We start from the raw sequence: 20,595 nt of genomic DNA, 5'->3' as shown, positions 1-20,595 counted from the left end.
GGGCCGACACACGTTCTGCCGGTAGGCTTGACGCTTGTACAGGCACCGGTGTATGTTTGATAGTCGGTGCCTGGCCGTGGGCTCACAGCCAGCCAGGTGGATAGCTTTTCAAATAGCAAGGAACGGATTATGTACGCGATTGTGAAGGCCGGTGGCCATCAGGAAAAGGTCGAGGTCGGTGACGTTATCCTGGTCAACCGTCTGAGTGCCAAGAAGGGCGAGTCTGTGGATTTCCCGGTCGCGCTCGTTGTCGATGGTTCCAAGGTGACCATGGCCGCCAAGGATCTCGCCAAGCACTCCGTCAAGGCCGAGGTCATTGACGATGAGGCCAAGGGTCCCAAGATCAACATCATGAAGTTCAAGAACAAGACCGGCGTCACCCGTCGCAAGGGCCATCGTCAGCCTCTGTCCGCCATCAAGGTCACGGCCATCGCCTGAGCTTGACTCGCTGGAGTCTGTGGATTCTTAAGGTCGAAAGGAAGAAATCATGGCACATAAGAAGGGTGCATCCGCCTCGCGCAACGGTCGCGATTCGAGCGCGCAATACCTTGGTGTGAAGAAGTTCGGCGGCGAGGCAGTGCTGGCCGGCAACATCCTGGTCCGCCAGCGTGGAACCAAGTTCCACCCCGGCCACAATGTCGGTGTTGGCAAGGACCACACGCTCTTCGCCCTCGCCGATGGCAAGGTCAAGTTCGGCATCCGTCGTGACCGCAAGGTCATTGATGTGGTCGAGCCTGCCGAGGCAGTCACCGCCTGACCTGCTCTTCAAGCATTTCCAAGCCGCGTCCAACCGACGCGGCTTTTTCATTGCTGACTCCGGCGCTCTGGGCGAACGGGTTGGTCCCCAACGGTAAGGTGAAGTCATGAGTGAATTTGTAGATAGGGTCAGCGTCCATGTCAAGGGTGGTGACGGCGGCAACGGTTCCGCGGGCATCCGCCGTGAGAAGTACAAGCCCCTGGCCGGCCCCAACGGCGGCAATGGAGGCGACGGCGGTTCGGTGATCCTGGTGGCCGACGCCAATGCCAACAACCTCCTGGACTTCCGTTTCCTGCCCCACCGGTCGGCTGGTAACGGCACCATGGGCCTGGGCGACACCAAGGACGGCTCCCGTGGCGAGGACCTGATCCTGCCCGTGCCCCTGGGCACTGTGGTCTTTGAAGCCAAGGGACCTGTGGGCCGGCCCAAGAAGCCCGGCAAGGTCCTGGCCGACCTGCGCCACCAGGGAGAGACCTTCGTGGCCGCCGCTGGTGGTTCCGGTGGCCTGGGGAACGCGGCACTGGCCAACAAGACCCGTAGGGCCCCCGGCTTTGCCCTCCTGGGTGAGCCCGGGCAGGAGCGGGACCTGCTCCTGGAACTCAAGTCCATCGCCGACGTGGCCCTGGTGGGCTTCCCCTCGGCAGGCAAGTCCAGCCTGATCGCCGCCATGAGCGCCGCCAAGCCCAAGATTGCCGACTACCCCTTCACGACCTTGGTGCCCAACCTGGGGGTGGTCAAGTACGGTGACTACCGCTACACCATCGCCGACGTGCCCGGCCTCATCCCCGGGGCCTCACAGGGCAAGGGCCTGGGTCTTGAATTCCTGCGCCACATCGAACGAACCGAGATCATCGTCCATGTCATCGACTGCGCCACGCTGGACCCGGACCGTGACCCCCTGTCCGACTACCGGGCCCTGGAGGAGGAGCTGGCCCTCTATGCCGACGCCCTGAAGCTGCCCTTGGGATCCATTCCCATTCCTGACCGTCCCCGGATCATTGTTCTCAACAAGATGGATGTGCCGGAAGCCAAGGAGCTGGCCGAGTTCGTCCGCCCTGAGTTCGAGAAGATGGGACTGGAGGTCTATGAGGTCTCCACAGCCTCCCATGAGGGCCTCAAGGAGTTCGGCTTTGCCCTGGGCAAGCAGGTCCAGGAGATGCGCCGGCAAGTCCTGGACCAGGAACAGGCCGAGGATGAGGCCCGGGTGGTCATCAAACCTCTGGAGGAGACCGGCCGTCGCCGCCGCCGTGAGGACGGGCGGGGGAGCGCCTCCGACTTCTCCATAGTCCGCGAGGAGGACCGTGGCGGAGACTTCTGGTTCACGGTCACCGGCGCCAAGCCTGAGCGCTGGGTGATGCAGACCAATTTCGACAATGAGGAGGCCGTGGGCTACCTGGCCGACCGTCTGGCCAAGCTGGGTGTTGAGGACGAACTACGCCATCTGGGGGCCCGGCCTGGTGACGAGGTCCGCATCGGCCAGGGTGACCGGGCGGTGGCCTTCGATTGGGACCCGACCATAGCCGCCGGTGCGGAGATCCTGGACGGGGCCAATCTGGGGGCCAGGGGCAAGGACCTGCGCCTGGAGGAGCAGGAGGCAGGTGGCCGACGCAGGACCAACGAGGAGCGCCGCCGCCAGTACCATGAGATGATGGATGCCCGCGCGGCCGTCCGCCAGGCCATGATGGCCGAACGTAAGGCCGGCCACTGGGCCGATCCCAGCCTGGACGATGACCGGCACGATGAACACGGCATCCTGGGGCGGGGAGAGGATAGCGAGCCTGCGACCCCTGGAGACCAGGCCTAGTCCAGCTTGCACTAGGCCTGCGGTGGCTGGCAGCGGACAAGCCAGCGTGCCATAACGCCCCGGTCTTCCTCCTGGCTGGTTAGACTTGTTGTTGGACAGGGCCCACCGCCCTGTTCCTCCCCGGTACTGGATGGCTGGCCAAGGCAGCCGGCCAGGTCACAGTGCCACGACACACGTGAAGGATGGTTGATGGTGCAGACTGCCGAACAACCAAGCGAATCCGGCCAGGCCTTGAGGGCAGTGAGCGGCCACGCCCAGGTCCATCATTCCGTGCGTGAGTCAGAGTCCTTGACGTTCCCGACCACTGAGGAGGAGACCAGGGCGGCCGTGGCCCAAGCCCGGACCGTCGTGGTCAAGGTCGGCTCCAGCTCCCTGACCAACTCCACCGGCCACCTGGATCCGGACCGGCTCCGCAAGCTGGTGACGGCCCTGGCCCAGGCCCGGCTCATGGGTGCCAGGCTCCTCCTGGTCTCCTCCGGGGCCATCGCAGCCGGCTTCGGCCCCCTGGGCTTTGACTCCCGGCCTGCCGACGTGGCCTCCCAGCAGGCCGCGGCCTCCGTGGGCCAGGGCCTGCTCATGGAGCACTACGAGAGCGCCTTCGCCGCCTATGGTCTCCAGGCCGGCCAGATTCTCCTCACTGCCGAGGACACCATGCGCCCCACCCAATACCGCAATGCCCGCCGCACCCTGGACCGAATGCTGGAACTTGGGGTCGTCCCCATCGTCAATGAGAACGATGCCCTGGCCAGCAACGAAATACGCTTCGGCGACAACGACCGCCTCTCAGCCCTGGTGACCAACATGGTCCGGGCCGACGCCCTGGTTCTCCTGACCGATGTGGACGCTCTCTACACGGTTCCCCCCTCGCAGCCCGGCTCCCGGAAGATTCCCTTCGTGTCCGACGTGCTGGAGGCCATGGGCCAGGTTTCCGTGGGCGGCAGCACATCGGGCTTGGGCACCGGCGGCATGGTCACCAAGATGGATGCCGCACGGGTGGCAGCCATCTCCGGCATCCCCAGCATCCTGACCTCGGCCCCCAACGCGGGCCCGGCCCTGATGGGCGACCCGGTGGGCACCGCCTTCGCCCCGGTCAAGCAGCGGGGTAGCTCCAAGCGCCTGTGGATCCGCTTCGCCTCCGAACCCCGTGGGCGTCTGGTCGTCGATGGGGGAGCGGCCCGGGCCATAAGCGGAGGGCGGGCCAGCCTCCTGGCCGCCGGCGTGTTGGCTGTGGAGGGTGACTTCTCGGCCAACGACCCGGTCTGGATCGACGACGAGGCCGGCCGGCACCTGGCCAAGGGCTTGTCTGCCTTCGATGCGGAGGAGATTCCCCAGCTCCTGGGCCGCAAGAGCGGTCAGGTCAGACGGCTGCTGGGCAAGCAGTACGCCCACCCCCTGGTCCATCGGGACAATCTGGTTTTGGTATAGGCTTGGCAAGCTCCCGGCCCTTGGGTTTATTCTGGGGACCATGACTATGGCAGATTGGCAAGTGTTCAGTGACCGCATCAACCGTGTGGCCCCCAGCGCGACCCTGGCGGTCGATGCCCGGGCCAAGGCCCTGAAGGCCGCCGGCGTTGATGTCATCGGCTTCGGTGTGGGCCAACCCAATTTCCCCACCCCCGACTACATCGTCGATGCCGCCGATGCCGCCTGCCGCGATGAGACCAACTATGGGTATACAGCCACCAGCGGTCTGCCGGAGCTCCGCCAGGCCATAGCCGATAAAACCAAGCGAGATAGCGGCTATGAGGTTGATGCCGACCAGGTCCTGGTCACCAATGGTGGCAAGCAGGCCGTCTACGAGGCCTTCCAGATTCTGCTCAATCCAGGCGACGAGGTCATCATTCCCGCCCCCTACTGGACCAGCTACCCGGAAATGGTCAGGCTGGCCGGCGGCAAACCCGTAACGGTCCTCTCCACTGCCGACCAGGGCTTTGAGCCTGACCTCCAGGCCTTGGAAGCGGCCCGGAGCGAGCGGACCAAGGCCATCATCATCACCAGCCCCTCCAACCCCACCGGCTGCATCTGGAGCAGGGAGACCATACGGGCCATCGGCCAGTGGGCCTTGGACCACCACATCTGGGTCCTGTCCGACGAGATCTATGAGCACCTCCACTATGGCCAAGCCCAGACCTCATACCTGGGCCTGGAGCTGCCGGAGCTGCGCGACCAGCTGATCGTCCTCAACGGGGTCGCCAAGACCTATGCCATGACCGGTTGGCGGGTTGGTTGGATGCTGGCCCCCAAGCCTGTAATCCAGGCCGCTGCCAAACTCCAGGGCCAGCTGACCGGCAATGTCTCCAACATCTCCCAGCGTGCCGCCATTGCGGCCCTGACCGGGTCTCTGGATGCCGTGGAGCGCATGCGCGAGGCCTTCGACCGCCGCCGGCAGCTCATCACCGAGGCCATGAACCAGATTCCCGGCATATACTGCCCTGTGCCGACTGGAGCCTTCTATGCCTTCCCCAAGGTCGAGGGCCTGCTGGGGCGGCCCTTGGGTCCACGAGGCAGCCAGGCAACCAGTTCCCAGGACCTGGCCTCCCTCCTGCTGGACCAGGCGCGAATCGCCGTCGTGCCGGGTGAGGCCTTCGGGGCTCCGGGCTATCTGCGCTTCTCTTACGCCCTGTCGGATGAGGACCTGCTGGAGGGCATGAGGCGCCTGCGTGAGTGGGTCGGCTAGGTCCGCGACACTCCAAGCGTCGGGGGCTCCGGTGGACTAAATCGAGGGCTTTCGCTAGTATGAATTGTTGGCTCTTCGTAGCATGCCTTGGCGTGCTTCCGTAGACTAACAGCCACCTAGGGAAGTGGCGCAATTGGTAGCGCAACGGTCTCCAAAACCGTAGGTTGTGGGTTCGAGTCCCGCCTTCCCTGCCAAGCACGTCGGGACAACACGGAATATCGGCCGAACGAAGGATGGACATGGCAAAGGAACGCAAAGACAGGAACAATGCGAAGCCGAACATTTTCGTGCGTATCGGTCTCTTCATCAAGCAGATCTTTAGCGAGCTGGGGAAGGTTGTGACCCCGACCAGCAAGGAACTGTTCGCTTGGTCCTTCTCGGTCTTCATCTTCGTGGGCCTGCTGATGGTTATGGTCACGGCCATGGACTTCGGCCTTGGCAAGCTTGTGCTGTGGATCTTCGGCTGATCCATCAATCTGAAGGTGAAAACGCATGAATGATGAACTGAATCTCGAGAATCTTGATTCCCTCCCCGACTTTCCCCAGACCGACCAAGGCGCTGATACAGGCACTGCGGACGCTGATGGCGAAGGTGCGGGCCCAGGGTCCGCTGACATCTCCCTGGCCGGCCTGTCGGTCGACGGCGAAACCGCCGATGCGGCCTCCGCTGAGGATGGTGAGCTTTCCGCCCCTGCCGAGGCTGACAGCTCCTCCCAGTCCGCTCCTGACTCCGAGGCCTCCCCGGAGGCCGGAGCCGACGAGGCTCCCCTTGAGGATGCCGGCAGCAAGGCCGTCGAGGAGTTCTCCAAGAGCTTGCGTGGCCTGGAGGGCAAGTGGTATGTCCTGCACACCTACTCCGGCTATGAGAAGCGTGTGAAGGCCAACGTCGAGTCCCGTGTCCAGAGCTTCGGTCTGGAAGACAAGATCTTCCAGGTGGAGATACCCATGGAAGAGGTCGAGAAGCACACCGACAAGGGCAAGAAGGTCGTCACTCGCGTGCGGGTCCCCGGCTATGTGCTCATTCGCATGTACCCCGATGAGACCGCTCGCCGCATCGTTCGCGATACCGAGGGTGTGACCGGCTTCGTTGGTCCCTCCAAGGAGCCCGCGCCTCTGTCGCGTAAGGAAGTCGTCAACATGATGGCTCCCATGATTGCCTCTCAGGCTCTCAAGGATGCCGGCGACAAGCCCGCGGCGGCCAAGAAGCGCACCCTGGAGGTCTCCTACAAGGTGGGCGACCAGGTCACCGTCACCGATGGCCCCTTCGCCACCATGGCCGCAGCCGTTTCCGATGTGGAACCGACCACCCAGAAGCTGACCGTGCTGGTCTCCATCTTCGGCCGGGACACCCCCGTGGAGCTGGGCTTCGACCAGGTCGAGAAGATTGTCTGAGCGTCAGGCTCATAGCAGCTGAAGGTACAAGAACCGCAGGGCAACCTGCGGTTCTTGGCGTATTGAGCCCTTGTCCGGTCGCAATGCCATACTGGTAAGGCTTGTGTTCAGTGGGCCTTGCCCTCCGTCCCAAGCCGGCAATATCAGTTGCGGAAGAACTGTGCTTGGATGTGCGGACCCCTGGGTCCGCCGGTCCCTCATCGGTTCGCTACTACCGCTTCGTGGAAAGAGAATTACAGCACTATGCCTGCTAAGAAAAAAGTAACGGCTTCTTTCAAGGTCATGATTGAGGCCGGCAAGGCCAATCCTGCACCGCCTCTGGGCCCCGCCCTGGGTTCTCATGGTGTCAACATCATGGAATTCTGCAAGGCCTACAACGATGCCACCAAGGACAAGATGGGCCAGATCGTTCCCGCGATCATCACCGTGTACGAGGATCGTTCCTTCACCTTCGTGCTGAAGACCCCTCCGGCGGCATCGCTGCTCCTCAAGGCAGCCGGTATCAAGAAGGGTACCGACAACCCGCTGACCACCAAGGTCGGCTCCGTCACCAAGGCTCAGGTACGCGAGATCGCAGAGACCAAGATGGTCGATCTGTCAGCCCGCGACATCGAGGCCGGAATGAAGATCATCGAGGGCACCGCCCGCTCGATGGGCATTACGGTTAGCGACTGAGAGGAGAGGGACACATGACTAAGCATTCCAAGATCTACCGCGAGGCCGCCGAGAAGGTCGACCGCACCAACCTCTACACCGCTCCCGAGGCCATCGCCCTGCTCAAGAGCATGCCCAAGCGTGGGTTCGACGAGACCGTCGAGGCTGTCTACTGCCTGAATGTCGACCCCCGCAAGGCCGACCAGTTGGTCCGTGGCGTCGTCAACCTGCCCAACGGCACTGGTAAGACCGCCAAGGTCCTGGTCTTCGCCCGTGGCCCCAAGGCCACCGAAGCCACCGAGGCCGGCGCCGACATCGTCGGTGATGATGATCTGGTCGCCAAGGTCGAGGGTGGTTTCCTTGACTTCGACGCCGTGGTCGCCACCCCGGACATGATGGGCAAGGTCGGACGTCTGGGCCGCGTGCTCGGTCCCCGTGGCCTCATGCCCAACCCCAAGACCGGCACCGTGACCATGGACGTGGCCAAGGCCGTCTCCGACATCAAGGGCGGCAAGATCGAGTTCCGTGTCGACAAGAACGGCAACCTGTCCTTCATCCTGGGCAAGCTCTCCTTCGATGAGAAGGCCCTGGATGAGAACTTCCGCGCCGCCGCCGACGAGATTCGTCGTCTCAAACCCGCCACGGTCAAGGGTCGCTACATCACCAAGGCCACCATCTCCACGACCATGGGCCCCGGCGTTCCACTGGACACCGCCCCTCTGGCCTGAGATCAGCTCTGAGACGGAGCCAGGGTCCGGCAGGTTTGGAATCGTGATTCCTGCCGCTTGACCCAGGTCAGCTCCTTGCCAAGGGTCCACACCTCACACGGGTGTGGACCCTTGGCTTATAATCAGGCCGGTCTTGCCTTGCTGGTCACGCCATGCAGAGGTCTAAGCTTTGCCTGGCCTGGCATCCATCATCCTGCCGATGGCAATAGCGGTCTGCAGCACGAAGGCGTCTCTGGGGTCGGTGGCATCCCAACCCGTCGTATCCGCCGCCCGCTTGAGCCGGTAGCGCACCGTGTTCACATGCACCTGCAACTCCCGGGCCGCGGTATCCAAGGAGCTGCCTGAGTCCAGAAAGGTCTTGACCGTCATGAGGGTCGGGTCATCGGGATTGCTGCTGAGTAGACTGCGGTAGACCTCCTCGTAGAGGGCCTGCCGGGCCAGCTGGTCGCCCATGAGCGCTCGTTCGGGGAGTAGATCATCAGCCAGGAGGGGGCGCATCTGTATATGCCCCTCGATGGCTGGCGCGGCCGCGAGGGAGGAGACGACCTCTCCCAAGGCGGTAACGGCCCCCTCAAGCCCCTGCCGCAGGCCACCCAGGCAGACGGGCGCCTGGGGGTCGAAGGCCTCAAGGGCGGCCGTGCAGGTCACGCTGGGGGTGGCTGCCCTATGTTTGAGTACGAGCAGCAGGCAGGAGCCCTGCCAGCGTCCGACCAGGCAGTGCTCCCCGCCCAAGTTGCGTACCGCCTGCCGCATAATCCGACTACTGTGCTTGAAGCTTGAGGCAAGGGAGCCTCCAATGGCGAAGCAGGAGAAGTCGTCAGGCCAGCCCAGGAGGTGGCTGATGGCCATGACCCGGTGGTCGGCCATTCCCTGCATCAAACAGGAGAAGAGCAGGGTCTCCAGGACCTCTCTTTGCACTGAGAGGTCCGGCAGGGTCGAGGAATCCGCTGAATCTCCTGCGGGCAGGGCGGCACTCGAGCCCGTGCCGGAAGCGGGCGTCAGGGCCCCTGCCTTGGTTCTTTCAACGGACAGGTCCGTCATGGCGATGGACTTGGTCAGGAGGTCCAGAAAATCCTCGTTGCTTACTGCGCTCATATGCCCAGCCTAACCGTTTCTTGCAGCTTGGGCGAGGATGTCTCGCCTATGGAATCTTGTACGCCCCTGCTGGGATTCCCGCCAGAAGGTCAGCAGCATGAAGCCGAACACGAAGGCCAGGGGCAGGATGTGCCGCTCGAAATTGTTGGCCGGTGAGGTGATCATGACCCCCATGAGCAGGAGCAGGGGCAGGTGCCAGGCTAGCGTCCGCCAGCGCCTCTCAACCAGCTCGGCGGCTCCCAGGAGCAGGGTCAGGGTCACGTAGAGGTTGCCATGTAGGAGGCAGCCCCAGAGCTGTTTGTCCTCCAGCTCCCTGGTCTTGGAGGAGACCTTGGTCCGCCAGTCGTGGCACCAGTTCCTGATCCAGCTGGTCTGCCGTTGGACATGGTCGCTGGCCACATAGTAGTCCATGGAGATATAGGGGTTGTCGTTGACGTTGAAGTAGCCGTAGGACTTGGCCAGGAAGGCGTCGGTGGCGATGGTGGGGTTGGCTTTGACGATCTGCCACCAGGCGCTGTTGAAGTTGCGCATGTCGTCTTTGGTCACGGTCCGCCAGCGGTAGCTTACCTTCTTGGCCTGGATGCCGGATGACTTGACCGGGTCCGCGTCCTGGGGCTTGTAGGCCTCCGCCATCTGGTCCAGGTTGAAGACGGGTGCCAGCTTGGCCCTGGCGGATTCGGCAATACCTGCCGGGTTGAGCTTGGCCACCCGGGCTATCTGTTGGAGCTGGATACCCCGGCTTTCGATCGGGTCGCCACCGATGACCGCCCCGGTGCCCAGGAGCAGGGTCAGCCCGCCGTGGAGGACCAGCACGGGGATGACCAGTCCCAGCAGATAGGTCTTCCAACGCTTATGGTCGGCCAGCAGCAGGGCCAGAATCTCGATAAGTAGAATGTAGAGGGCGTATTTCGCCGAGATCATCATCAGGCAGGTCGAGACGGCCAGACCCAGAACCGTATGGGTGGGCAGGCGCCGGGGCCGCCCCTGGGCCCCCAGCTGGCCACGGGTCATATGGAGCTCGTAGCCAATGCCGAACCACCAGACGAAGGCGTAGGCGAAGAGGGGTGACTTGGTCAGGGAGATGGTCGAGAGGGTGGCCAGGGGACTGAGGAGGAAGAAGCAGAGTATCAGGAGGCGGGCCAGGGGTCCGGCGGCCCGGTCTGTCTGGTAGGGGGCTGGTTTGCCGGCATACAGGGGGCTGTTCCGCCTCCGTGAGGCCTTGGGATTGCCGGCTTTTCCGACGCTCGTGGCGTCTATGTGCTCGCTGACCGCTTCCACGCCCCACTCGGGGTGGATCAGGTTCCGTGGCCGCCAGGCCTGCCGGGTCTCCGGGTGGGTCAGCATGTGGCTGGTGGCCTCGGCCCGGTCGTAGGGCCAACGGACCCGTTTGCCCAACCAGGGCAGGTTGAAGAAGCGGTTGGCGCAGGAGGCGCAGGCGAATACCGCCAGGAGGAACTGGCTGAAGGATAGGAGGGCGATGCCCCAATCGTTGGTGCCGGTCAGGTAGCGGGAGGCGGTGGCCACGGCACCATAGATAACCGTCAGTACGATGTTGTGCTGGTCGGTCAGGTAGGTGGGCTGGGCGGGCCACAGGTAATGGGCGGTGGGGTAGATGTCCATGGGTACGAAGGAGAAGAAGCCGATATAGGGCTGCTTCAGGCCCGTCCACTGGTTCCAGGCCCAGCTGAACTCACGGATCTGCGAGCGCACGTCGGCGCCGAAGGCCGTGACCAGGGTGGTCGGCACCCAGAGCCAGCCGACCAGCAGAATCAGCGCCAGCTTCCACCAGCGGTCGGTCGCCTTGACCAGGCTCCGGCCCAGGAGGTTGAGGGTGTTGGCCAGCAGCCGGCCCAGGCGGCTGTATCTCAGACGGGTGCGTAGGCTGCCGGCCTCCCGCTGGAGTGAATCCGGGCTGCCGACCCTGCGGCCGATGGGCCAGTTGATGAGCCGATACCAGCCCGCCGGCATGAGCCGCAGTCCGCGGGCGAAGCGGACCAGCTCCACCACAATCAGCAGGTAGACCAGGAAGGAACCCAGGAATATGAGCCCATTGGTCCAAGAGAATTCGGCAATGGACCCTTGCCGCCAGTAAATCGGCCCCACCGCCATGCACAGGGCCAACCAGAGGCAGGCCAGCACAACCAGCCCCCAGCGGCTTGCGCTCCCCAGTCGTTCCCAGCTGCGGGAAGCCTGGTGTTTGCTGGCTTTGCTCCCTGCATCTGTGCTGGTTGAGACGCTGCCCCTCTTCGCCGACGCACCATTCGTAGGAGTGGCAGCATCGGTCTGCGGCAGGGAAGTCTCGGTCATGGTCAAGATTCTAGCGTGGCCGCCAGAACGGGCTCCCCGACGCACCGCCCATATGGCAGGGGGTGAAGTTCTCCGGGAACCTGCCTGGGTGTGCGAGCGGCGTACTCGGGAAGATGTGACCTTCCCCGGGGTTTCAGCCCGCATTTCCTATGTATACAGTTCAATGACCCACTGTTCCTGAGCGATCAGCGAGAATGCGGGGCATTCGGTGCTGATGAGCTCCCTGGGTTCATTGCCTGGGGTCCGGGTCCATGAGGTCTGTTGCCGACGTGCTGGAATAATGCACGGATTCCGCCCCCTGTCTCTGCCCGCTGCTTCTATTTGCGTCTCTGTCTCTGCCTGTGTCTTTGTCTTTGTCTCTGTCCCCGGTCCCTGCCACTGTCTTTATCTCCGCCTCTACCGATTTCCTGCTTCTGTTTCTGTCTCTGCTTTTGTTTTTGCTCTTGCCCCTGCGCCTATCTCTGCCACGGCCCCCTGTCTTTGCCAATTTCTCTCTCCCTGTCTATGTCTCTACACCTGTCGTTATCTCGGCCGTTGTTTCTGTTTTACGCCTCTGCACCATTGTCTCTGTCTCTGTGGCGGGTACCCGCTAGCATGAAGATATGATGGCTGGAAACTGGGCTGCGCTGCCGCATATGCCCGAGACGGAGAAAGCGGCTGCCAGGATCATATGGCGGTCCAGCGTGGACTCGACCAATGCTCTGGCGCGCCGCATGATCCAATCCGGCGAGCTCCCCCTGGCATCCGGCCGCGAGCTTGGCGTCAGTGTGGTTCTGGCCGACCGGCAGGAGGATGGTCACGGCCGTCTGGGCCGCCGTTGGGTCAGTGAACCAGGAGCCAGTCTGACCGCCTCCTTCGTCTGCCCCATACCCACCAATCTGGCCACCGATCCCCGCTTCAACGGCTGGCTTCCCATGATTGCCGGCCTGGCATCCCTGGACGCCCTGACCCAGACCCTGGCCGCCTGCCAGGCCGAACCCTGCGCCCCTGACTGCTCCCTGCAACTCAAATGGCCCAACGACATCTACTGCCAGGGCCTCAAGCTGGGCGGAATCCTGGCCGAACTGGTGCCCCTGGTGGGGGAGCGGACCCGAATGGGCCTGATACTGGGCATCGGCATGAACCTTTCCCTGGGGGCTGAGCGGCATCCCACACCCCAGACCACCTCCCTGCATATGCACTGGAGCCCCCTGCCGCCCATCACTGACCTGTCTGACCGGATTCTTGCCGCTCTGACCCGTTCCCTGGCTGCCCGCCTGCAGGATTTCTGTGCCGACCCCCAGGCCCAGTCCACGGTTCTCCTGGAGGAGTGCAGCGGCAAGTCCTGGACCCTGGGCCGCCAGGTCGAGGCCCGTCTGGCCGCCGGTGGCAGCCTGGTCGGTCGGGCCACCGCCCTCAACCCCGATGCCTCCCTGACCATCGAGGATGATCAGGGTCAATCCCAGCAGGTCCACACCGGAGATGTTGGCATCTTGCCTTGATTGGTTAGCACGCTTGGTCGTTCGGCATGTGAACGCGGTCCGAGGCAGGATGGTGTGGATTCCTTCGGTGTTGTATGGCCTGAATCTTGAAGTGATGTTCTCCTTCGATTTCTCGACTCCCTTGGTTTTGTCTGATGGGTCCATCGTCTATTCGGGCTAGGTCGGCCAGGCCCTGTATGGGCAGGTGCACCGTACGGTGCATGTGGAGCAGAAAGGCTGTTCCGTCATCCAAGCGAGGTGTACACGCTTAAGGGTTGGACTATCGGTGCATATGGCATCAGCCCGTTGCCCACCTGGACGGGCCATGGCCTGACCGGTTGGGTGAAGGTTGATCCAAACACGGATGCTGAGATTCCACGGAACATGGCTTTGAATCCGGTGACCGTTGATATGACCCTGCGTGCCAAGTGGTGGTGGACCAGTGCACAGTCAGGTTCCTGTCCTCGGACGGTTCCCCGACGGGTCTCCCGATCAGTCGGTGGCGTTCGGCGGTCATGTGGCTGAGCCTGGTGATCAGCAGAACCAGCCGTCGCCTACCCCACTGCGGCCGCGCCCCGCCTGTTGGTTGGTGGACCGACCGGTTGGCCGGAGCCAGTGGGAGTACACCAGGAGTGTGGTAGGCCGGGCGACTTGGGAGCATACGTTGACCCTGTATGTCAGGTGGAAGCCTCAGGACAAAGTCAGTTTCGGCCTGGGGGCGGCCCCCGCCTCGGTGGTCCCTCCCGCCGACCTGGTGATGGACAAGTCCTTGATGGTGTCGGCCTCCAGGTGGAGGCTCCCTCCCGGTCCTGCCGCCGGCCAACGCGTGCGACCAAAGAGGCAGGGTCGGGGATAAGGACTGCCCTAGCGGAGTGATACCGCTTCTACCTCAGCCTGCCTCCGGTCTCAGCCCCCCCCCCGGTGCAGCAGGGCCCGACCGGATTCGGGCCGGCCACCCCTTTGTCCGAAATCCCTCACCAGTTTTCTGCTATTGATGGATTTTGGACAGAAAACACGGTATTCTGTCCGTATTTCCTCAGGTGGATGCTGGTATTGAGGGATTTCGGACAAACGTGATGGGGCAGGGTGCTCTTGTCCAATGTCGCAGACTCCGATGCCTCCCTGATTGTCGAGGATGACTAGGGCCGGTTCCATTAGGGACTCACCGGAGATGTTGGGGGTCTTGTCATAAGCGGTTTGGGATGTGGCGGAGAGTCGGCCGGGGGAGTGCCCTTTCGGGTCTGGAAGCTGCTTGGGTATAATCTGGGCGCGCCTGCAGGAACAGCGTTAAGTCAGGTGAATCTGTGGGATTTCATACAAGATTTCGGCTTTCGTCAGTTTCCGTACGCTAGATTGTTGAACTCATCGGGGACTGGTCCGCTTCATCATAGATTAAGCGCTGGCAGTAGAAAGACGGTAGAGAGCAATACTGTTTATCGCTTATTCACGTGAATCATAGCCAAGCTACGGGTTGGTGTCATGTTCGGTTATACATGTGATAACTAAGTTCCTTTCCACTTTCCGCTTGCTGGATGCCGGTCCCCTGCCGTTATTGGATCGTTTTTTGGGGGGGCTGGGTGAACGGATATAACGAACGCAGTGTAGTCAAGCGTGCCATGGTGGGCATGCTGAGTGCGGTGGTTCTTCTTGCTGGAGTCGGGTTCTTGCCCATGGCATCCAAGTCTTACGCCCAGTCGGCTAAGATTCCGGTGGTGAAGAAAACGGGTGATTCGGCACCCAGCCCGATGGCGGTAGCCGCGCATCGCAGCTGAAGCCGCGTGGGGCAGTGGCTTGTACTCCCGGTGTGGATACCATCCAAACCTGTTTTTTCGGATCTGGAACTGGCCGCGGCTGTTGCCAGGGCAATGCCGGCCGCCAATATCAGGCAACCGGAGCTGACTATGAGACCGTCAAGACAGTGTATGCGCCGAGCCAGAGGGTTACGGACTTTACCGGTATGGAGCTGTTGGTCAATCTTAATTTTCTGATGCTCGATAACGATGGATTTACCGCTGTCCCCGACTCGCCGCCATTGCCTAGGCTGACCAGACGTAGGTTGGACTGCAATAGAATTGCACAATTGCCACCAGCATCATGGTGGGCGGCAACCGTGCCCAATCTTATTGAGTTCGGTTTGGGTGGCTCCTTTACGAATATCAGCCAATTATCCGGATTGACCAAGCTCCTATCGCTGTACCTGGAAGGCGCGAATGGCATCAAGGCTGATGACTTGTCACGGGATCTTCCCCTGATCTCGAGCATCTACCTGATAAAATGCGAGAAGATCGCTTAGGTGCCGCTCTTGCCTCCAAACATCGGTACCTTAGCTGTGCAGCAACTGCCTGAAGTGCATGATGTCGAACCCCTGCCTTCCAACCAATACTTCAAGACCATGCTGGTATATGATTGCCCCATATATGATTGCTCCGCCTTGAAGGATGTGCGATCACACACGATGGTTGCGGAGCCCGACTATAGCGCTGCCATTGGAATGTCAGGAGTGTGGGATGCCCCAAAGGTCAAGCTGCCACAGAAGGAGACGGCACTCGATCAGGAATTCACGCCACATTCGGCCAAGCTTCCCTACGGTAGCTATGCGAGATTGATGTTGCCAGTATCAGTCCGCAGCCGCTTCGGGTGGATGAGGAGAACGGCGCTGTCACCTGGCAAGCAACGAACATACAGATAGACGATGTCGTTACCTATAAGTTCAAGCACGAAGCTCATGTGTGGCTCTCAGGCATAGATGTTGCCACCCTGCAAAGCGATGTCACGCAAGATGTGAAATGGGCGAGGGACCGGCGAACAGTGCCTTTTGCTCAGGAGGGCGGCGTCACCCCATCCATAGTTCCAGACATCACCATTGATGATGGTGAAATTCTCGGCGATTATATGCCGACCGGCAACGCCCTGCCCACCCGTACCGGCCACTGCCTGTCCTGGGTGTACGCCAGCAATGACATGGAATGGACCATGGAGTACGATGCCGTTTCGGCTGATGGCCTGGTCCTTAAGGAACACTGGACCCCAAATCCCCATGATGTCAACTTCCATCACCACGATGGCAGTGGAAGCAACACTCAGGATGCGACGGTTGGGTCTGCCTATGGCGCGATCCTAGAGAGCATGGCGCCGGCCTACACCCGTACCCACAACTGGTTGAGCGGCTGGTCACAGCAGGCTGATGGCTCCGGTCCCTGGAACCTGGTCGCCGACACCCTGCCAGACAACGACCTGGACCTATACGCCCAGTGGTTAAAGCAGCGGAAGGTGACCTTCGACACCGACGGTCACAGCCCCGCCACCTGTGTGGAGTACGTGAACCCCGATGGGGCCAGCATGGTCCCCGGGCCGACTGCCCCGTCCCAAGCGGGTGCGGTCTTCAGGTAGTGGATCGATGCCAGCACTGGCGCCCAATATCAGTTTTCCCGGCTTGCCACCAGCGATCTGGCATTGAAGGCGTATTGGCTCTACCCTGTGGATACCCTGCCTGTGTCCGGCGCTCCCCTCAGTAGCTGGGCCCCGACTCTTGGTCTGGTCTCAGGCCCCCTCACCGCCATGATTGCCATTGCCGTGCTCCTGCACCGCCGTGCCCAACATGGGGATACCAGATGAGAGCTGGGCGCTGATAGCGGCTGGTTGAGTTCCAGGCCCTGCAATAGGGGCTTGGGTGTTTGGCCCATGCTGCCCAGCCTTGTCTTGGCCCTGCCTCTGAGCTGACTGGCGATACCTCTACGCTGTTTTGGTCGCCCCTGTATTGCCTAGCAATACTGTGTTGCCTGGCGAAACATTCGTGTCGTCTTGGCCCTGCCCCTGTGCTGGCTGGCGATACGCATGTGCTAACTGAGGGATGCCCTATGCAGGTTTCTCTCCGAAGCCTCGCACAGTGCTATCTTTCGACCCCTTCGACCCTGCCAAGCTACGGTTACGTTTGTGGAATCGGACAAAAGGCTCCACGCGAATTTGTAGCTTTTGCGCTGACGCGGCCTGACTGACGGCGATATGTTTGAATTTATGCCGAAAATTGTCAACACATTGCTGGTCGCCAATCGTGGGGAAATCGCGCTGAGAGTGGTCCGCACAGCCCGGGAGATGGGCATCGGGACCGTTGCGGTCTATGCGGAACAGGACCGAAAGGCCCAATATGTGGAAGAGGCCGACCAGGCATATCTGCTGCCTGGCGACACCTATCGGGACACCTACCTGAACCAGCCCCTGATGCTTGACATCCTGGCCCGGTCAGGTGCCGACGCCGTCCACCCAGGCTATGGGTTCCTGTCCGAAGTCGCCTCCTTCGCCCAAGCGGTCATGGATGCCGGTGCCATCTGGGTGGGCCCGTCGCCCTCCGCCCTGGAGGAGCTGGGCGATAAGATCTCGGCGCGGCGGGTGGCCAAGCGGGCTCACGTGCCACCGGTCCCCGGCATTTCAGAGCCGGTGCGCGACATCCGTGAGCTCCTCTCCTTTGCCCACACCCACGGTTATCCGCTCATGATGAAGCGGACCGATGGGGGAGGCGGCCGGGGCATCACCCTGGTGGCGGACGATGACGAGCTGCGCAGCTTCTACATGAACCACGACGCCCTGCAAGGCGGCGATCTTGACGAGTACTTCGTTGAGCGCTTCATTGACCAGGCCCGGCATGTGGAGACCCAGTGCGGTCGTGACAGCAAGGGCAACTTCACGGTGTATTCGACCCGTGACTGCTCGGTACAGCGGCGCAACCAGAAGCTGATCGAGGAGGCTCCGGCCCCCTTCCTGACGGCGGATGAGGAGCGCAAGCTCCATGATTACTCCAGGGCTCTCTTCGAGGCCGTGGGCTACGTGGGCCTGGGCACCTGTGAGTTCATGCTCACCGGCCAGCACAAGGTCTACTTTCTGGAGGTCAACCCCAGGCTCCAGGTGGAGCATACGGTCAGCGAGGAGGTCTGCGGCCTGGATTTGGTCCGCCAGCAGTTGACCATCGCCGGCGGTGGGGAGCTCTCCCAGGTCGACCGGGCCGACATTCGCGGCCATAGTTTCGAGCTGCGCATCACCTGCGAGGACCCGGCCACCAACCTGACTCCCTCCTCAGGCACCCTGACCCGGCTGGTCTGGCCCTCCGGCCCCGGCATCCGTGTGGACTCGGGCGTGGTCGAGGGAGATACGGTCTCGCCCAAGTTCGACTCCCTCATGGGCAAGCTGGTGGTCACGGCCCAGGACCGGCCCGCTGCCATAGCACGCGCCCGTAGGGCCCTGTCCGAGCTGCAGGTCGAGGGTGTGCCCTGCCCGGCCCCTCTCTTCGCGCAGATCTTCGAGGACCCTGACTTCACCGCTGAGGTAGGGGCCCCTGGACGCACGAATGGCGCTGATGGCGGCGAGAGCGAAGGGGCCTTCTCCATCTCCACCAAGTGGCTGGAGCGGACCTACCTGAACAAGCCCGCTTCGACCGCCGCCAGCGGCCAGCCCGCCTCCCTGGGGGAGCCCCAGGCGCAGGCCAGCCAGCAGGTCAGTGAATCCTTTGTCATCGAGATCGACAACCGCCGGGTCAAACTCACGGTTCCCCTGGACGTCGTTGAGAACCTCACCGGCCCTTCCCGGTCCCGGTCCGGTCGCCGCCCAAGCCAGCCCCTGCGCGGTCAGAGTCTTCATGAAGCTGAGAGCAAGGCGAGCCTGGGGCAGTCCGAGTCCGGTCTGATCGCGGCCCCCATGCAGGCCGTGGTCACCAGGGTCAACGTGGCATCCGGGCAGGCGGTCTCCAAGGGGGATCTCCTGGTGGTGCTGGAATCCATGAAGATGGAGAACTATGTCTATGCCCCGGTCGCCGGCAAGGTCGATCGGATCTGTGTGGGGCCATCCGACGGTGTGGAGGCCGGCCAGGAGCTTTTGACGATTGATGTCAAGGGACGCGGGGTCAGGACCGGCGGGCCCGATGCCGGAGTTCAGGGTGATCAAGCTGATTCGGTGGCGGAAGTCGGGCAGACCGGCCAAGCTCCTGTGGCAGCTGGTCATAGCAAGTCGTCAGGCGATCAAACCGGTGCGCAAGGAGGCCAGCAATGACGGACATCATGTCAACGCCAGCCGTCCAGGAGGCCCTGGACAGCGGCCTGCCCCTGGACCAGCAGCCCATCCGTGCCGCCGTGGCCAAGGCAGCAGCCCTGGCCCGGGACGCCGAGGACCATGCCCGCGAGCGCCAGCACGCCAAAGACAAGCGCACGGCCCGCGAACGTCTGGACCTCCTCTTCGACTCCGGCTCATTCCAGGAGATCGGCCGTTTCTCCGGCGGCGACATCAACCACGGGGTGGCTGGTTCGGCGGTCATCACCGGATTCGGCCTGGTCTACGGTCGCAAGGTGGCCGTCTATGCCCAGGACTTCTCCGTCCAGGGCGGCACCCTGGGTTGGGCCGAGGGCGAGAAGATCTGCCATCTAATGGACATGGCCATGGACCTGAAGGTCCCGGTCGTGGCCCTGATTGATTCGGGCGGCGCTCGCATCCAGGAGGGTGTGGCGGCCCTGAGCCAGTATGGCCGCATCTTCCGCAAGACCTGCCAGGCCTCCGGACTGGTACCGCAGATTTCAGTGATTCTTGGCCCCTGCGCCGGTGGTGCCGTCTACTGCCCGGCCTTGACCGACCTGATCGTCATGACCAAGGAGAACTCCAATATGTTCGTGACCGGCCCTGACGTGGTCAAGGCCGCCACGGGCGAGACCATCTCCATGGAGGAGCTGGGAGGCGGCCAGGTCCACAACGCCAAGTCCGGTGTGGCCCACTATCTGGGAGAGAACGAGGCCGACGCCATCGACTACACCCGGACCATCCTGGCCTACCTGCCCTCCAACTCCTCGGCCAAGGTCCCCGTCTTCGCCTACACGGCCACCCGGGCTGACCATGAGCGCGCCGAGCGGCTCAACGCCATCGTGCCCGACAATGACCGCCAGCCCTACGACGTGATGGATGTGATCCGCTGCATTGTGGACTATGGCGAGTTCGTCCAGGTCCAGGAGCTCTACGCCCCCTCGGCGATGGTGGGCCTGGCCTGCATGGAGGGGCACCCTGTCGGGATTGTGGCCAACCAGCCCAAGGTCATGGCCGGCATTCTCGATGTGGAATCATCCGAGAAGATCGCCCGGTTCGTCCGGCTCTGTGATGCCTTCAACCTGCCTGTCGTCACCCTGGTGGACACACCCGGCTACAAGCCCGGCTCCGACCAGGAGCATGCCGGCATCATCCGGCGGGGGGCCAAGGTCATCTATGCCTACGCCAACGCCCAGGTGCCCCTGGTCACGGTGGTCATGCGCAAGGCTTTCGGCGGCGCCTACATCGTCATGGGGTCCAAGGCCATCGGGGCAGATGTCAACTACGCCTGGCCCTCCAGTCAGATCGCCGTTCTGGGTGCACAGGGTGCCGTCAACATCATCCACCGCAAGGACCTCCACAAGGCCCAGGAGCGGGGGCAGGATGTCGAGGCCTTGCGGGCCAGGCTGGTGGCCGACTATGAGGAGACCACCCTCAACGCCAACCTTTCCTTGGAGACCGGCCAGATAGATGCCATGATCGACCCCGAGCAGACCAGGCAGGTCATCTGCCAGTCCCTGAGCCTCCTGACCGACAAGCAGCGCCGGCCCGCCACAGGCAAACACCATGGGAACCAGCCCATGTAGGCCGCTCTGTGGCCGGAGCCGGATGGGCCGGCCCCCGCACAGGGCCCCAACCGCCGGCCGGACCCACTGGCACCATCTTTG

Annotated in this window: 16 protein-coding genes and 1 tRNA gene; 15 read left to right on the top strand and 2 right to left on the bottom strand. The window is 62.7% G+C overall.

What is annotated here, in order from left to right:
* Positions 1-129 precede the first annotated feature (129 nt).
* The 10 genes from rplU (at position 130) to rplA (ending at position 8,012) form a co-directional block, all read left to right on the top strand.
* Complete coding sequence (gene rplU, locus CRD60_RS05275) at positions 130-438, top strand: 50S ribosomal protein L21 (RefSeq protein WP_113860258.1); 309 nt, start codon at positions 130-132, stop codon at positions 436-438.
* A gap of 49 nt (positions 439-487) precedes the next feature.
* Complete coding sequence (gene rpmA, locus CRD60_RS05270; protein WP_113860257.1) at positions 488-757, top strand: 50S ribosomal protein L27; 270 nt, start codon at positions 488-490, stop codon at positions 755-757.
* Between the two features lie 106 nt (positions 758-863).
* The gene (obgE, locus tag CRD60_RS05265) at positions 864-2,561 is read left to right on the top strand and encodes a GTPase ObgE (RefSeq protein ID WP_113860256.1); all 1,698 of its coding nucleotides are present in this window, start codon (positions 864-866) and stop codon (positions 2,559-2,561) included.
* A gap of 327 nt (positions 2,562-2,888) precedes the next feature.
* Positions 2,889-3,986 carry a glutamate 5-kinase gene (proB, locus tag CRD60_RS05260; protein ID WP_407923176.1) on the top strand — a complete coding sequence of 366 codons (1,098 nt, stop codon included), beginning with the start codon at positions 2,889-2,891 and terminating at the stop codon, positions 3,984-3,986.
* Between the two features lie 46 nt (positions 3,987-4,032).
* Complete coding sequence (locus CRD60_RS05255; RefSeq protein WP_113860254.1) at positions 4,033-5,238, top strand: pyridoxal phosphate-dependent aminotransferase; 1,206 nt, start codon at positions 4,033-4,035, stop codon at positions 5,236-5,238.
* 118 nt (positions 5,239-5,356) lie between these two features.
* Positions 5,357-5,432: transfer RNA gene (locus CRD60_RS05250), tRNA-Trp, on the top strand.
* 39 nt (positions 5,433-5,471) lie between these two features.
* Positions 5,472-5,705, top strand: coding sequence for a preprotein translocase subunit SecE (gene secE, locus CRD60_RS05245; protein ID WP_407923173.1), 234 nt, complete (start codon positions 5,472-5,474; stop codon positions 5,703-5,705).
* Positions 5,706-5,730: 25 nt separating this feature from the next.
* Positions 5,731-6,630 (top strand): transcription termination/antitermination protein NusG, encoded by a 900-nt coding sequence (gene nusG, locus CRD60_RS05240; protein ID WP_113860252.1) that lies wholly within the window; start codon positions 5,731-5,733, stop codon positions 6,628-6,630.
* 243 nt (positions 6,631-6,873) lie between these two features.
* Entirely contained in the window at positions 6,874-7,305 is a 432-nt protein-coding gene (rplK, locus tag CRD60_RS05235) for a 50S ribosomal protein L11 (RefSeq protein WP_113860251.1), read from the top strand.
* A gap of 14 nt (positions 7,306-7,319) precedes the next feature.
* The gene (rplA, locus tag CRD60_RS05230; protein WP_113860250.1) at positions 7,320-8,012 is read left to right on the top strand and encodes a 50S ribosomal protein L1; all 693 of its coding nucleotides are present in this window, start codon (positions 7,320-7,322) and stop codon (positions 8,010-8,012) included.
* A 162-nt stretch (positions 8,013-8,174) separates the two neighbouring features.
* On the opposite strand, the gene CRD60_RS05225 is transcribed toward rplA, so the two are convergent.
* On the bottom strand, positions 8,175-9,107 hold the full coding sequence (locus tag CRD60_RS05225; RefSeq protein ID WP_236630854.1) for a PucR family transcriptional regulator: 933 nt from the start codon (positions 9,105-9,107) through the stop codon (positions 8,175-8,177).
* Positions 9,108-9,116: 9 nt separating this feature from the next.
* Positions 9,117-11,414, bottom strand: a complete 2,298-nt coding sequence (locus tag CRD60_RS05220) for a DUF6020 family protein (protein ID WP_127975649.1) — start codon at positions 11,412-11,414, stop codon at positions 9,117-9,119.
* A 602-nt stretch (positions 11,415-12,016) separates the two neighbouring features.
* Between CRD60_RS05220 and CRD60_RS05215 the strand changes: the two genes are divergently transcribed.
* The 5 genes from CRD60_RS05215 (at position 12,017) to CRD60_RS05190 (ending at position 20,514) form a co-directional block, all read left to right on the top strand.
* Positions 12,017-12,895 (top strand): biotin--[acetyl-CoA-carboxylase] ligase, encoded by an 879-nt coding sequence (locus CRD60_RS05215; RefSeq protein WP_330848981.1) that lies wholly within the window; start codon positions 12,017-12,019, stop codon positions 12,893-12,895.
* A gap of 1,783 nt (positions 12,896-14,678) precedes the next feature.
* Positions 14,679-15,167, top strand: coding sequence for a leucine-rich repeat domain-containing protein (locus tag CRD60_RS05205; RefSeq protein ID WP_127975648.1), 489 nt, complete (start codon positions 14,679-14,681; stop codon positions 15,165-15,167).
* Positions 15,168-15,682: 515 nt separating this feature from the next.
* A complete protein-coding gene (locus CRD60_RS05200) occupies positions 15,683-16,264 on the top strand; it encodes an InlB B-repeat-containing protein (protein WP_127975647.1) in 582 nt (193 codons plus the stop codon).
* 624 nt (positions 16,265-16,888) lie between these two features.
* Positions 16,889-18,910, top strand: a complete 2,022-nt coding sequence (locus tag CRD60_RS05195; protein ID WP_113860245.1) for an ATP-binding protein — start codon at positions 16,889-16,891, stop codon at positions 18,908-18,910.
* Complete coding sequence (locus CRD60_RS05190; protein ID WP_113860244.1) at positions 18,907-20,514, top strand: acyl-CoA carboxylase subunit beta; 1,608 nt, start codon at positions 18,907-18,909, stop codon at positions 20,512-20,514. The genes CRD60_RS05195 and CRD60_RS05190 overlap by 4 nt, the downstream gene beginning before the upstream one ends.
* The last annotated feature ends 81 nt before the right edge of the window (positions 20,515-20,595 follow it).

It is taken from the genome of Bifidobacterium aemilianum (assembly GCF_003315635.1).
Classification (GTDB): domain Bacteria; phylum Actinomycetota; class Actinomycetes; order Actinomycetales; family Bifidobacteriaceae; genus Bifidobacterium; species Bifidobacterium aemilianum.
This window is presented reverse-complemented; position numbering and strand designations above follow the sequence as displayed.